This window comes from Chryseolinea sp. H1M3-3 (assembly GCF_029360725.1).
In the GTDB taxonomy this organism is placed as follows: Bacteria; Bacteroidota; Bacteroidia; order Cytophagales; family Cyclobacteriaceae; genus Chryseolinea.
This window is the reverse complement of the sequence record NZ_JARKMY010000019.1, coordinates 1-15,010: the sequence shown is the minus strand read 5'-3', so window position 1 is coordinate 15,010 and position 15,010 is coordinate 1. Positions and strand designations below refer to the sequence as shown.

Here is a 15,010-nt window from a genome sequence, read left to right as displayed (position 1 = left end):
GCAATATTAAACAAAAAGCCCTCCGATTGTATCGGAGGGCTTTGCTATTTAATTGCCATTCTTTTTATCCTCTTCAGGTTTTTTCATCGGTTTTACTTTATCACCATCTTTCAATCGTTTGGATACCGCCGTAAAGGGCCCGGTGATGATTTCCATTCCTTCCGTCACCCCCGATAAAATTTCTATGTTATCATAATCACTGATGCCTGTTTTTACTTCAACCATTTTGGCAACACCATTTTCGTTAACAAATAAAACCGTTTTATCCTCGGTTTTCTTTTGAGGCTTACTTTGATCACTCGTCTGACGTGCGTTTGGATTATTTCCTTCAGGATTTTGCTCGTTTTTCTTTTCCTCCTCAGGATTTCGAGTTGTTACTGAAGCAAGTGGTACCGACAACGCCTTATTTTTTGTTGTTGTCATTATTTCAACACTCGCTGTCATGCCCGGCCGAAAAGGAAATTTGTTTCCTGCTTTTATTAAATCCTGATAAGACGAAGAAAGGATTAAAATTCTCACCTCAAATTCTGTTATGGCATCTGCCGAAACTTTGTCTTTCGCAGTGTTTGCAATCAGAGTAACAATACCTTTGAATTCCTTTTTGTCAGCAGCGTATGCATCAACATCAATGATAGCGGTATCGCCTAAGTGTACTCGCACAATATCATTCTCGTTCACATTTACGCGAACTTCCATTTTATTCAAATCAGCAATACGCAACATCTCAGTTCCTGCCATTGTTGCTGTTCCTACAACGCGCTCCCCATTCTTCACAATAAGTTTGGATACGATTCCATTCATGGGTGCTACTACTGAAGTCTTCCTAAAGTTTTCGCGGGCCTCGCGTAACGAAGCCTCGGTACTTCTAATAACATACCGTGCAGCTTCAACCGATTGCTCCGCAGATTGCACGTCATTTTTTGCGATCTCGTAATTTTGTTTTGCCAATTGCCAATCTGCTTCCGCAATTACTTTTTCTTTCCAGAGCCTTTCTTGCCGTTTGTATTCTGATTCTGCGCGCGTAAAGGTGGCTTGTGTTCGAAGTAAGTTTGATTTGGATTGCTCGAGGTTTGCACGTTGCTGGCTCAACGACGCCTCTGCTCGTTCCAACTGGCTTTGCCAGGTATCCGGTCTGATCTTAACAAGGGTTTGTCCTTTCGCTACAGAATCCCCTTCCTCAATGAGCAATTCAATAATTTCTCCCGAAACCTCCGGCGCAATTTTTACTTCTGTTACAGGTTGAACTGTTCCTGAGGCACTCACCTTTTCAATAATTGTGAGTCGTGTCGCTTTTACAAGCTCAACTTCCAATTCTTTAGGTTTTCCGATCCAACCTGCAGATTTGCCTACGAGAAAAAAGATCAAGAGAACAGCTACAGCTCCAATGAGCCAATAAATCACCTTATTTGACTTTTGTTTTTGTTTTGCCATTGCGCGGGATAATTAAAATTCGAGAGTTTTGCCTTGGTAGAAATCGAGCACTTTCTTCTTAAAAATAAAATCATATTTTGCTCTTGTAAGATCTGTTCTTGCGCGATAAAGATCGTTTTGGGAAACCTGATATTCAAAGGATGTCGCAGCTCCGGCATTATAACGTTGCTCCATCATCCGAAAGGCTTCTTCGCGGGCCTGAACCTGACGCAACGATGAATTATACACTTTAGATGCTGCTAACGCTTCGTTATATGAAGTTTCAACATTTTGACGAAGTGTTTGAGAAGTTTGAAGGGCATCAATTTCCGCTTGTTGATTTTGAATAATCGAACGCTGTAAAGTTGCACGTGAAGAATATCCATTAAATACCGGAATATTTAACTGGAAGCCCAGCGTACGATAAATATTATCTTTAATCTGATCTTTAAACAAATAAGTATTTCGGTATGTACCCGTTGCTTCAATTGCGTATACCCCTGCACTAAGATCTTTATTCACGTATGCAAACGGAGGCCTGTCGCTACCGTCGCGCATAGTCGGAAATTGAAAACCTCCATCCGGGTAAAAAACCGGTTCCTGTGCACTTGAATAATTCGTATTAATACCCGCTGTCAAGCTTAACCGAGGATACAAGTTTCCTCGCGCAGCTTTTACACCAAACCTTGAAGCTTGAATTCTCATTTCAGCACTTTTTATTTCTGGCAGCGTCTTCCGCGCGATATCAAAGATTTCATCCCTGGTTTGGTCAATCACCAACTCCTCCGGATCTAGTTCAGGAACTTCAACATCCAGTCCCTGCGATGCAGGAATTAACAGTGCTTGTTTAAGCTGAAGAATAGATAAAGCTAATGCATTCTCCTGCTGCACAACACTAACTTCGTTAGTAGCGACCTGGGCATCGAGATTAAGCTCTTCAGATTTTGGTAAAGCGCCAGCTTCAACTTGTTTTTTAGTGCGCTCCAATTGTTGTTGACTTGATGCGAGTTGAAATTTGGCATTTTCTACAAGCTCTTTATTGAAAACTACGTTGATGAATAAATTCGAAACGTTAAGTATCAGGTCATTTTTTGCTTTCGCGAGGTCATATTCTGAAGCCGCCAATGAACGCTGATTCTGCTTGATGGTATTGTGAATTCGCATCCCATTATATATCGGAAGGGACGCATTACCAGAAATATTAGAAGACCTTATCTCTGTAGAATTAAAACTATTTGTTACAGGGTCCAAACCTCTACCCCAACTGTACCCATATCCTACACTACCGTTGACGCTCGGCAACCTTGAAAACTTTGATTGCCGTAGGTCTACCTCACTGCTTTCAACGCTGTAGTTACTCCGTTGTATACTCAAACTATTGGCCAACGCATAATCAATACATTGTTTCAAAGTCCATTTTTCCGCAGCCGGCGGCGTGAGGGATTGTTGTTTCAGTGTGTCAATTTGAGCGACACATACGGTGAACGATAAGAGTAACGCTACTATTAGAAAATGTTTCATACTAAATATCAACGATCTGATCTGGAATACCTTTTTCATTAAGCTAAGACTCCGCAGCGCCACTAATGTTACAAGCTTGTGGAATCCTTCATCAACTGTCATCAAGCGAAATAACTGAACTAAACGGTCTTTAATAAATCCACTATAACCTCACAATTTTCCGTCTTACGACTTTGATACGCAATCTGTCGGCAAAAAGATTTAATAGTTACATGAAAGATGAAATAGTTACTTAAAAAGTCTTATCACCTTCTTCGGCTTTTACATCAAATGCTCAAACCGCGATAGGTGCTTTGATGGAGGGATGTGCCTGGTAATTCAATATCTCGAAATCCTCATATCCATAATCGAAAATAGATTTAGGTCTCCGCTGGATATTTAACTGAGGCAACGCAAAAGGCTTCCTTTCCAGTTGCTGCTTAGCCTGATCAATATGATTTACATACAAATGAACATCACCTCCGGTCCATACAAATTCGCCCGGCAACAGATCGCATTGTTGTGCGAACATAAATGTTAAGAGTGCATATGAAGCAATATTAAAAGGAACTCCAAGGAAATAATCTGCACTTCGCTGATACAACTGACAAGATAATTTCCCATCTGCTACATAAAATTGGAACAAGGCATGGCATGGAGGCAATGCCATTTTATCAACTTCAGAAGGGTTCCATGCAGTAACAATATGCCTGCGCGAATCTGGTTTGTGCTTGATCTGGTCAATAACCTGAGAAATCTGATCAATGGATTTTCCATCAGGGGCGGGCCAACTCCTCCATTGATGTCCATAAACAGGGCCCAGTTCACCATTTTCATCTGCCCACTCATCCCAGATCGTTACTCCGTTATCTTTCAGATACTTAATGTTTGTATCGCCCCGCAGAAACCAAAGCAATTCATATATAATAGAACGCAAATGAAGCTTCTTTGTCGTGACCAAAGGAAAACCCTCAGACAAGTCAAACCGCAATTGGCGGCCAAAAACTGAAAGCGTACCGGTACCTGTCCTGTCACTTTTTTTCGCTCCCTGTTCCAAAATCTCCTGCATCAGGTCAAGATATTGCTTCATAACATTGCTTTGGCTAATTGCTTTGCAATTAATGCATAGTGCGCAACAATCTCAAGAACGGCAGGAAAATAATAAGGCCCGGATTTCTCCAGGCCTAAACGAAAACCAACTAAGATTTTATTAATTCACATTAAGGTTGCGTGTCACACCATTGACAGTGATGGTTACTGCTTTGTCGCACGTTCCATCTCCATAGTCGATTACGATTTCCTTTTCGTCATCAAGGAGATAACGTTTTATGCCATCAACAGCTATGCCGCAGAATCTTTTATATTTCAGCGCTTCAACCAATGAAACCTCATAAGATCTTCCGCCACGCGTTGTTCCATAAGCTGTGCTTTTCTGATCGATCACCAGATAATCCTCTGATGGGTTTGCAGCGCGGATCCATTCCCATGTTATGTTGGATTCACGTTCAGCGATAGAGCCATCAGGGAAAGTAGCCTTGCCATTGGCTAATATCACATTAAACTTGGGTGCATCACTTGTACTGCCCTGGACGTTGGTCGATGTGCGTGTTCCTTCCAACTTGATGTCATTAATGCTATAGTTTTCGGTGGTCATCACAACTGTAGATCCGGGTTGAAAGCGCCTTCCATTGTATGCAAATTTCAATTTGCCCTTTCTTGTGTTCAACCGATTATCAATACAACCAGTGCCGAAATCTACAGTTATTATTCCCTGGGGGTTTTCGGTAGTACCTGTTGCTTCAATGGTCACCGTGGCGCATTTAAATCGGTCATCGGTAATCGTAATACTACCGGATGTCCTTCCGCCGTTATATTGTGATTCTTCCGGTGATTCAATCGCTATACCTCCCAGATCATCGGTATCCTGGAAATAAGAGTCCGTCAAAGCTTCCTCAGAAATATCCTGGGTATCGCCGGCGGTGAGGCGTTCTTCTTCTTTACACGATGAAAGAATGCCAATGGAAGCGATAAATGCAAGCGAGACAATTTTCGCAAAGAGTTTGGGCAAATTCATATTAATTATTGTTTCTGTTTAAATTGACCCTTTGACCTTCCGTTATAAAAAAGGTTTAATGGGTGCGGGATTTTTTGTTTTTTAGTTCTTGATAGCTTAGGTATGGTAACCCAACAAGTAAGATTTGCCCTTTACATCGTCTTTTTGGCCAGTTGTATAGCGGCTCAAGCGCAATTGCCAGTTAAGATTGCGAAGCTGAAATATAATGGTGGAGGTGATTGGTACGCCAATAAAACCGCCTTACCCAATTTGATAGAGTTTACAAATCGGGAGATAGGTACTTCTATCGCTTCTGAGGAAGACATTGTTGAAATCGGAAGCCGTGATTTGTTTCTTTATCCGTATGTCTATATGACCGGCCATGGAAATGTTGTGTTCTCTGATTCAGAAGCAGCAAACCTTCGAAAATATCTTATAGGAGGAGGCTTTCTTCATGTTGACGACAATTATGGATTGGACAAATTCGTACGTTTGGAATTGAAAAAAGTATTCCCGGAATTAGAGCTTACCGAAATACCTTATAGTCATCCCATCTATCATCAAAAGTTCAAATTCCCCAATGGGCTTCCCAAAATACATGAACACGATGCCAAGCCACCCCAGGGTTTTGGGTTAATTTATGAAGGGAGATTAGTCGTATTTTATTCTTATGAAACTGACTTAGGAAATGGCTGGGAAGATCCACGAATACACAATGACCCTGAAGAAAAGCGTCAGCAAGCATTGCAGATGGGAGCAAATATCCTGAGTTATTGTTTTACAAATTCATTCTGATTTCCATAAAAGCTTCCATGAAGATCTTTCATTGCGTCCTTGCTATAATTTTTTTGTCCATTCTTTCATGTGAAAATCAGCAGCAAAAAGGAAAACGTTTAGCTAAGCAAGCTTGTAGTAGTTGCCATGCTTTTCCCGATCCTTCCTTGCTGGACAAGAAAACCTGGGAGAAAAAAGTTTTGCCTGAAATGGCTTTTCGAATGGGGCTCGATTATACACCGTTAGAGAGAATCAGCTTGGAAGATCAATCGGTGATCGTGCGGGTCTTACCCCAAGGGCCTATGATCAGCGAGGAGGATTGGCAATTGATCAAGCAGTATTATAATGAATCGGCCCCGGATACATTAATTATTCCAGATCGTATTATAAACGACACAATAAAACAGTTCGAGATAACAGCCTTACGATTGCCCATTGCACATCATCAGTCTATTACACTGATTGAACATGATTCTGTAAATGATAGACTTTATATTGGTAACAGGCCTGGCAAATTGTATAAGTTTAATACGAAGTTTGAAGTCAAAGATTCGCTTCAACTAAGCAGCTCACCCGCCAAAATAATTCCTTATGAAAATAGCGATCCATTAGTTCTTTTAATGGGTATTATGGATCCGAATGAACAATCGGCTGGGAATATCAGTAGGATTGAAAACCAAAAACTGAATTCGATGAAGCTGATTGATTCATTACAACGGCCTGTGGATTTTGAAGGCGCAGACCTAAATAACGATTGGGCTACTGACTATGTAGTCTGCAACTTCGGAAATTATACTGGTGCATTAGTTGCGTACGAAGGCCTTGAAAACGGAAAGTTCAAAAAATACATTTTGCAAAATTTGCCGGGCGCTCGAAAAGTTATTCTCAAAGATTTCGATGGCAACGGCATGACAGACATAATGGCTTTGATGACGCAAGGCGATGAACGGATTATCATGTTATACAATCAGGGGAATTTTCAATTCAGGGTAAGCACGTTACTTCGTTTTAATCCTGTTGATGGCTCAAGTTATTTTGAAATTGCCGATTTTAACAAGGATGGAAAATTTGATATTCTGTATACAAATGGAGACAACGCTGATTATTCACCCATATTAAAACCTTATCATGGTGTTCATATCTTTTTGAATTCGGGCGCAAATGATTTTAAAGAATCGTGGTTTTATCCAATGCACGGGGCGTCACAAGCGCGTGCTGCTGATTTTGATAAAGATGGGGATATTGATATTGCCGCTATTTCCTTTTTTCCTGATTTTAAAAATCATCCCGACCATAGTTTAATTTATTTTGAAAATACGCCGAACGGGTTTGCCCCTCAGATAACTCCACTGGCCAGTAAAGGAAGATGGATTACTATGGAGTTGACAGATTATGATTACGACGGAGATCAAGATGTTCTTTTGGGCTCATTGGCATTTCCTACGCAAATTCCGACTGACCTATTGTACAAATGGCGTCAGGATAAAATATCACTCCTTGTACTGCGCAACAAGTTGAAATAAAATCCACTTTTTGACTTTTAAAAATATACGGACCGGCTAGTTACGATTCATCACAGCCACTTTCTTGTATACAATGGATTTGTCTCCGGTCTGAATAGCCATAATATACATGCCATTAGGCAAGTTCCCCACAGCGATTTGTTGATCACCTTTTGAAAAATCTCGTTGCAGGTCGCCTGTCAACACGGTTACACCACGCTGGTCAATCAGCTTCCATGTATAGTAACGGTTGAAGTTGATATCGGAATGCACGTTTACAATTTGTGAAGCAGGATTTGGGTAAAGAATCAACCCTAGTAACTCCGCTTTCACTGGATCATCATCTATACCTGTAATAACAGGACCAACTTTGCGCGGCGCTTTGATAATTACAGATTGCAAAATTCTTCTCGCCGTCGTTGATCCTTCACCTGAATTATCCTGTACAAACGCAAGTATGTACAAACTATCGGGATTCACGATGGGCACATCAACGGCATAGTCCACCAACTCATCATGATAATCCATTACATTCCAAACCTGGTTAACCGTAGAGCCTTCGCTTCGCAGTAATAATTTCCTGATAACATTTCCATTGTTGTTCACGCCACGTTCTATGAGCGCCACATGGAACGTAACAGGTATGCTTAATGGCTTTAGAGAATCTATATAGGTGTACCTGACGTTTAGCCCAAGCGATATATTATCTCCCGTAGCAACGGTGTCGATTTTGATGCTGAAGGCAGGATCTTCGAGTGCTCTCCGGTCGATTTCAAATGGTGTGATCTGGGCCAGTAATCCATTAAAGTCTGTACCAAAGTAGGTACCCTGAATTCCGTCCATTACGGTTGTGGGCGCCTGCGAAACACCATAGAGTATAGAGCGTGCACTTGGGTCAGCGGTGTTTTCCTGGCTTAATGCGTCTCCTGCAATATGGTACTGTACAACAATAAAATCGGAAGAGTCTTTTGCTGCTATTTGATTGTCATACATGCCTTCCAGGAAGTCGTCGGAGTTATTACTAGCTCCAGAATTGTCGTTTGTAAAGTGTTCAATCAATACATTACGATTCTTTTCGCCGATGTAAATATTATCAAATGCAAAACCGTTAAGAATCTCGCCTGTTGGATTGTCCCCATTACTTGCGAACGCTACACGGAATCTTACAAGGTCCCTTTCGCTTAAAGGAATCTGATCTAAATTAAATCGGGCGTTTTTCCATCCGTTGGTTGGCATTGTACCTGACCAAGCAAAATTGTCCTGGCCGCCTGGGTTACTGGTGACATCGCGTGTATCGTACCAGTTAATACCATATCCATTTATCTCTCCTCCAATGGTTTGCCATGTGTTACCATCATCAGTGGAGAACTGCACTACGGCACCGTCAAACGCCCCTCTCATGTCTGACCAATAATCCAATGAAATCATCGGACGCTTAAGATCCGTGAGATTAAGGCAAGGACTCAATACTTCCGAACTTTCACTATCGTTGAACGTACTAAATGTTCCTACCGGATCTGCATTGTTACCTGTCCACCAAGCATTATTACCAGGTACAGCTGGTTGAATTACATTTCCACTTGGTGGACCGTAAATCCAGCTTGAGTTCACACTGGATGTTGAAACTACCCATGGATTACTTCCTGTTTCAAAATCAGTGCGATATCCACCCGATGCCGTAGGCGTAATATAATCTAAGATGATAACGTCATGTTGCTTCATTCCCGTGCATCCATCTTCGGTATTAACGGTTAACTGAACCGTGAAGGTCGTAAACGAATTATAATCATGGTTGGGATTTGTATACGTTCCTGTAGTTCTATCCCCGTGTGTTCCCGCGGGCACATTTTGTCCCCTTGGACCAAAGGTAAGGATATCGCCGTCTCCAAAATTCCATTCGTATTCTTGTATCGGGCTGAAATTGCCAGGTGTGGTGGTAGCATCCTTAAATTCCGTTACTTCGAGTCCGCTGCACACTTTGCTCCAGGTAAAATTCACATTTGGTAATGGACCAATGCGAATGGTTTTGGTGGTATCATGAGAACAACCCTGACTTGTCGTAACGGCAAGGCTAACAGTTTTAAGCCCATGGTCGGTATACTTATACTTTGGATTTCGTGTAATGCCATCATTACCATTCCCGAATTCACCATAGCTCCAATCATAAGCATCAATGGTTGCGCTTGCGGGATTTACGGGGATGAAAGACGCATCCGTATATGTTAATGAATCTGCAATACAAATTCTGTCAAAATCAATTACAGCTTTTGGCGCAGCAAAGACCGTTACCACCTTGGTAAGGGTATCAGTCGCATTTAAACTATTCGTATAAATATACTGCACTTGATAGGTACCGGGGGCAAGGCCGCTTGTATTGATGTAAAAGTTCGAGCCTACAGCAATAATACGCGATGGAATGTCAGGGCTTCTGAACAAAGTTTGTGGGAAGCCTGTGCTAGGTGCTGGATAGCCAATAAGGCGCAATGGATTTTTTGAGTTCGCACATATTTGAGGATTTCCGCCAACGTCAAGCGTTTGAGTTTCTATGTCAAAATCAATACTCGTGATCGGATTAATAATGGTTGATTTAACAATAGCGTTCGTACACCCTGTAGTGGGATTTGTATAAGTATAGGTAATATTTATCGGACCAAGCGATGCATTTCCCGGATCAAATTGATTTGTGCCGGCGATTATTCCAGAGCCTGTGAATGTTCCTCCCAAAGGAATTCCGTCCAGACTAACAATCGGGTTGTTTTCTGCATAAGATGGTTGGAGACCAAAAAGAAAAACCTCAGGAAGTTTATTTATTTTTATAAATACTTGATCAGTGACTATTCCGCAAGGACCTGGCGGATCATTTGACGTGATGACTAGTGTTACACCTCCGTTAGTGATATCGGTTGCCGTGAAAGTATAGGTTGCAGTTAAGTTGTTCACGTTCGAAAATTGTGCCGCACCGCTCCCGCCACTCCACGTAATACCAGTTGTTGATCCACCAGACGTACCGCTTAGAACGATCGAGGTTTGATCCTCACACACTTCGACATCCGGCCCAGCATTGACTATTGCTGCTTCGTTAACAAATATTTCGATCTCGTCATAGGCAGGCGCACAAACTCCAAAGCCATTTGACGTTAATCCAAATTTCACGGAACCTGCTACATCTGTAGCTGAAGGAATATAAGAAGCAGTTACAATTGACCCTGTAACACTTGAAGCGGACAACGTTCCGGATCCAGAAATTAAACTCCAAATACCTGAAGTGGCACTACCACTCAGTGTGCCTGTAAGAGTGATTGATGCTGGTTCACAAACCGTATAATCTGCTGGAAGGGTTACTACCGGTTTTCTATGGATGTCGATTAATAATTCATCTGAACCTGTTGTACATGGGCCGATTCCATCAGGATCATTTGATGTTAATGTCAATTTTATTTGTCCTCCAACATCAGCCGGATTAACGGTATAAGTTGCTGTGACAGTTGTGCCGGCAACTACGCTGGCTGAAATGGTACCTGCCCCGGATAAAATTGACCACGTTGCTGATGTAGCGCTTCCGCCAATAGTGCCGCTTAGAGGGATTGAAACCGGCTCGCAAACGGCAAAGTCAGCTCCGACGTTTGCAGTAGCTACAGGGTTAACCGTGATCGTTTTGACTGTTGAGGGCCCATTACAAGAATTAGCTGTCGGTGTAATTGTATATGTTACGGTCCCAACAAATGCATCCGTTGTATTTAGGGTTTGATTGATGATGCTACCATTTCCACTCGGTGTCCAACCGGTTACATTGGAGGAAGCCATGGCTGTCCAGGAGAACGTTGTACCTGCCACATTCTGAGGTGCAGCATTGATAACGATGCTTGCAGTTTGTCCACTGCATATGATTACATCAGAGGCAGTAGCAGATGGAAGTGGTTTAACTGTAACGATAAGGTCAATAGGCAGTCCGTTGCATCCATTGTAACTTGGCATGATTCGATAAGTGACTGTCCCCGACGTATTCCCTGTATTAACTGGAGCATCAGTAATTTGACTGGACCCGTTGGTCGTCACAGATGCCGGATTAATTGGTCCACTGATTGTACTTGTCCATGTAAAAGTTGTACCCGGAATTGTTGCTGTAGGATTAAATGCAAGGGCCTCGCCGCTGCAAATTTGCTGTGAGTAAGATACGGGAGGGTTTGTCAAAACCGGTATCGGTTTTACAGTAGCTGTTACGTTAAAGGTTGGTCCAGGACATCCATAAGCTTGGGGTGTTATGGTATAAATGACAGTACCGTTATTCAATCCGTCTGCACTTGTGAGTAATTGAGAGATGTTATCGCCAGCGCCGTTTGATGCTCCATTCACATTTGTTGCAGCAGCGGTCCAGGTATAAGTGGTTCCCGTGACACTGTTCGGATTAGTGATAGCAATTGACGTTGATTCGGCTGAGCAAATCGTCTGGTTTGATGCAGAAGCGGTGGTTACTGGTCTTACTGTTAATACCAGGTTAACCGGCACGCCGTTACATCCGCCATTCGTGGGGGTAATGGTATAAATTATTATTCCGTTGGAATTGCTAGCATTCACCGGTGTATCTGAAATGGTAGCTCCGGAACCGGTTGGATTAACACCCGAAAGTGTTCCGATAATTGTAGTTGTCCAGTTATACATGGTTCCCGGAACTGGGGATGTCGGCGTAAAATTAAAAGGTGTACCACTGCAAATCTCTTGTATGAGAGATGTAGGCGGATTTGTTATAAATGGTTTAGGTGTAACTGTAACGGTAACATCGACTGAGCTTCCAGGGCAACCGTTAGATGAGGGCGTTATTCGGTATACAACATTCCCTGAAGTCGTCGGATCTGTATTGGAAAGCACCTGACTAATCAATGAACCATTTCCTGCGCTCGCACCTGTCACATTGGTAGAACTAAAGACTGTCCAGCTAAAAGTCGTTCCGGCAACTGCATTTGGATTTGTAATTGCAACACTTGCGTTTGATTCTGAGCATATTGTCTTGTCGGTTGCCGCGGCATCCGGTATTGCATAAAATTGAATTAGTACATCATCTTGTGTACTGCATACACCGTTGGTAGTTGTCCAGCGCAATATGTAGGTAGTTCCGGAATTTCCATTAAACGTTGTTGTTGGATCTGTGTCTAGAGCAAAGCTTCCTCCGACGCCGCTAACAACTGTCCATTTGCCTGTACCCAACACAGGCAAGTTAGCAGTGAGAATGGCGTTTGGTGTACATAAGTATTGATCGGCGCCGGCCGTAGCTACGGTTGGCGGTGCATCAAATTGTATCTGCACAATATCACTGCTCGGTGCACATACACCATTACTGATCGTCCATTGTAAATCATAAGTAGTACCCGCTACCCCATTGAATACCGTCGTCGGACTGTTTGCATTCACAAAGCTTCCGCCTGCACCACTCACTACCGTCCAGGTACCTGTGCCTGTCGTCGCTGTATTGGCGGCAAGGGTAGCTGAAGTCGTACATAAAGTCTGGTCTGTACCTGCATTGGCTGCTGGGGAAGGAGCAGCATCAAAACGGATGGTTACCTGGTCCGAACTTGAGGCACATACCCCATTACTGATCGTCCATTGTAATACATAAGTTGTTCCTGATACACCACTGAAAGTTGTGGCCTCATCGGTAGCATCTAAAAAGCTTCCTCCTGCTCCACTCACAATCGTCCACAACCCTGTGCCTATTACTGGAACATTACCTGCTAATGTCGTTGAAGTGCTGCATAAGGTCTGGTCTGGGCCTGCTGTAGCTATTGTTGGTGATTGATCAAACTGTATCTGTACAATATCACTGCTCGGTGCACATACACCACTACTGATCGTCCATTGTAAATCATAAGTCGTTCCTGCTACCCCATTGAATACCGTCGTCGGACTGTTTGCATTCACAAAGCTTCCACCTGCACCACTCACTACCGTCCAGATGCCTGTGCCTGTCGTCGCTGTATTGGCGGCAAGGGTGGCTGAAGTCGTACATAAAGTCTGGTCTGTACCTGCATTGGCTGCTGGCGAGGGAGCAGCATCAAAACGGATCGTTACCTGGTCCGAACTTGAGGCACATACCCCATTGCTGATCGTCCATTGTAATACATAAGTTGTTCCTGATACACCGCTGAAAGTTGTAGCTTCATCGGTAGCATCTAAAAAGCTTCCTCCTGCTCCACTCACAATCGTCCACAACCCTGTGCCTATTACTGGAACATTACCTGCTAAAGTTGCAGACGTCAAACATAAGGTCTGGTCGGGGCCTGCTGTAGCTGCTGTTGGTGATTGATCAAACTGTATCTGTACAATATCACTGCTCGGTGCACATACACCACTGCTGATCGTCCATTGTAAATCATAAGTCGTTCCTGCTACCCCATTGAATACTGTCGTCGGACTGTTTGCATTCACAAAGCTTCCGCCTGCACCACTCACTACCGTCCAGATGCCTGTACCTGTCGTCGCTGTATTGGCGGCAAGGGTGGCTGAAGTCGTACATAAAGTCTGGTCTGTGCCTGCATTGGCTGCTGGTGAGGGGGCAGCATCAAAACGGATTGTTACCTGGTCCGAACTTGAGGCACATATCCCATTACTGATCGTCCATTGTAATACATAAGTTATTCCTGATACACCACTAAAAGTTGTAGCCTCATCGGTAGCATCTAAAAAGCTTCCTCCTGCTCCACTTACAATCGTCCACAACCCTGTGCCTATTACTGGAACATTACCTGCTAATGTCGTTGAAGTGCTGCATAACGTCTGGTCGGGGCCTGCGGCAGCGATCGTAGGTGATTGATCAAACTGTATCTGCACAATATCACTGCTCGGTGCACATACACCACTGCTGATCGTCCATTGTAAATCATAAGTCGTTCCTGCTACCCCATTGAATACTGTCGTCGGACTGTTTGCATTCACAAAGCTTCCGCCTGCACCGCTCACTACCGTCCAGGTACCTGTACCTATTACTGGAGCATTACCAGCTAAGGTTGCTGAAGTCGTACATAACGTCTGGTCTGTACCTGCATTGGCTGCTGGGGAGGGAGCAGCATCAAAACGGATGGTTACCTGGTCGGAACTTGAGGCACATACCCCATTGCTGATCGTCCATTGTAATACATAAGTTGTTCCTGATACACCACTGAAAGTTGTAGCTTCATCGGTAGCATCTAAAAAGCTTCCTCCTGCTCCACTTACAATCGTCCACAACCCTGTGCCTATTACTGGAACATTACCAGCTAATGTTGTTGAAGTGCTGCATAAGGTCTGGTCTGGGCCTGCTGTAGCTATTGTTGGTGATTGATCAAACTGTATCTGTACAATATCACTGCTCGGTGCACATACACCATTACTGATCGTCCATTGTAAATCATAAGTCGTTCCTGCTACACCATTGAATACGGTCGTCGGACTGTTTGCATTCACAAAGCTTCCGCCTGCACCACTCACTACCGTCCAGGTACCTGTGCCTGTCGTCGCTGTATTGGCGGCAAGGGTGGCTGACGTGGTACATAAAGTCTGGTCTGTGCCTGCATTGGCTGCTGGTGAAGGAGCAGCATCAAAACGGATCGTTACCTGGTCCGAACTTGAGGCACATACCCCATTGCTGATCGTCCATTGTAATACATAAGTTGTTCCTGATACACCGCTGAAAGTTGTGGCCTCATCGGTAGCATCTAAAAAGCTTCCGCCTGCACCACTCACAATCGTCCACAACCCTGTGCCTATCACCGGAACATTACCTGCTAATGTCGTTGAAGTG

Annotated in this window: 7 protein-coding genes; 2 read left to right on the top strand and 5 right to left on the bottom strand. The window is 43.4% G+C overall.

The window, feature by feature from the left end:
- Positions 1-48: 48 nt before the first annotated feature.
- The 4 genes from P2W71_RS27335 to P2W71_RS27320 all read right to left on the bottom strand — a co-directional run bounded on the left by P2W71_RS27335 (position 49) and on the right by P2W71_RS27320 (position 4,984).
- Positions 49-1,431, bottom strand: a complete 1,383-nt coding sequence (locus P2W71_RS27335; protein ID WP_276374680.1) for an efflux RND transporter periplasmic adaptor subunit — start codon at positions 1,429-1,431, stop codon at positions 49-51.
- A gap of 12 nt (positions 1,432-1,443) precedes the next feature.
- Complete coding sequence (locus tag P2W71_RS27330) at positions 1,444-2,931, bottom strand: TolC family protein (RefSeq protein WP_276374679.1); 1,488 nt, start codon at positions 2,929-2,931, stop codon at positions 1,444-1,446.
- 274 nt (positions 2,932-3,205) lie between these two features.
- Entirely contained in the window at positions 3,206-4,000 is a 795-nt protein-coding gene (locus P2W71_RS27325) for a thymidylate synthase (protein ID WP_276374678.1), read from the bottom strand.
- Between the two features lie 120 nt (positions 4,001-4,120).
- A complete protein-coding gene (locus P2W71_RS27320; protein WP_276374677.1) occupies positions 4,121-4,984 on the bottom strand; it encodes a hypothetical protein in 864 nt (287 codons plus the stop codon).
- 102 nt (positions 4,985-5,086) lie between these two features.
- Here P2W71_RS27320 and P2W71_RS27315 point away from each other — a divergent pair, with 102 nt between their 5' ends.
- Positions 5,087-5,758 (top strand): DUF4159 domain-containing protein, encoded by a 672-nt coding sequence (locus P2W71_RS27315; protein ID WP_276374676.1) that lies wholly within the window; start codon positions 5,087-5,089, stop codon positions 5,756-5,758.
- 17 nt (positions 5,759-5,775) lie between these two features.
- On the top strand, positions 5,776-7,260 hold the full coding sequence (locus P2W71_RS27310; protein WP_276374674.1) for a VCBS repeat-containing protein: 1,485 nt from the start codon (positions 5,776-5,778) through the stop codon (positions 7,258-7,260).
- A gap of 36 nt (positions 7,261-7,296) precedes the next feature.
- Here the strand turns inward: P2W71_RS27310 and P2W71_RS27305 are convergent, their stop codons facing one another.
- Positions 7,297-14,979: a PKD-like domain-containing protein gene (locus P2W71_RS27305; RefSeq protein WP_276374672.1), complete on the bottom strand. Its 7,683-nt coding sequence runs from the start codon at positions 14,977-14,979 to the stop codon at positions 7,297-7,299.
- Between the last annotated feature and the right edge of the window lie 31 nt (positions 14,980-15,010).

Excerpts from the sequence above, each read along its gene's own strand:
- P2W71_RS27320 (WP_276374677.1), bottom strand. The coding sequence starts at position 4,984 with ATGAATTTGCCCAAACTCTTTGCGAAAATTGTCTCGCTTGCATTTATC.
- P2W71_RS27330 (WP_276374679.1), bottom strand. The coding sequence starts at position 2,931 with ATGAAACATTTTCTAATAGTAGCGTTACTCTTATCGTTCACCGTATGT.
- P2W71_RS27310 (WP_276374674.1), top strand. The coding sequence starts at position 5,776 with ATGAAGATCTTTCATTGCGTCCTTGCTATAATTTTTTTGTCCATTCTT.
- P2W71_RS27315 (WP_276374676.1), top strand. The coding sequence starts at position 5,087 with ATGGTAACCCAACAAGTAAGATTTGCCCTTTACATCGTCTTTTTGGCC.
- P2W71_RS27335 (WP_276374680.1), bottom strand. The coding sequence starts at position 1,431 with ATGGCAAAACAAAAACAAAAGTCAAATAAGGTGATTTATTGGCTCATT.
- P2W71_RS27325 (WP_276374678.1), bottom strand. The coding sequence starts at position 4,000 with ATGAAGCAATATCTTGACCTGATGCAGGAGATTTTGGAACAGGGAGCG.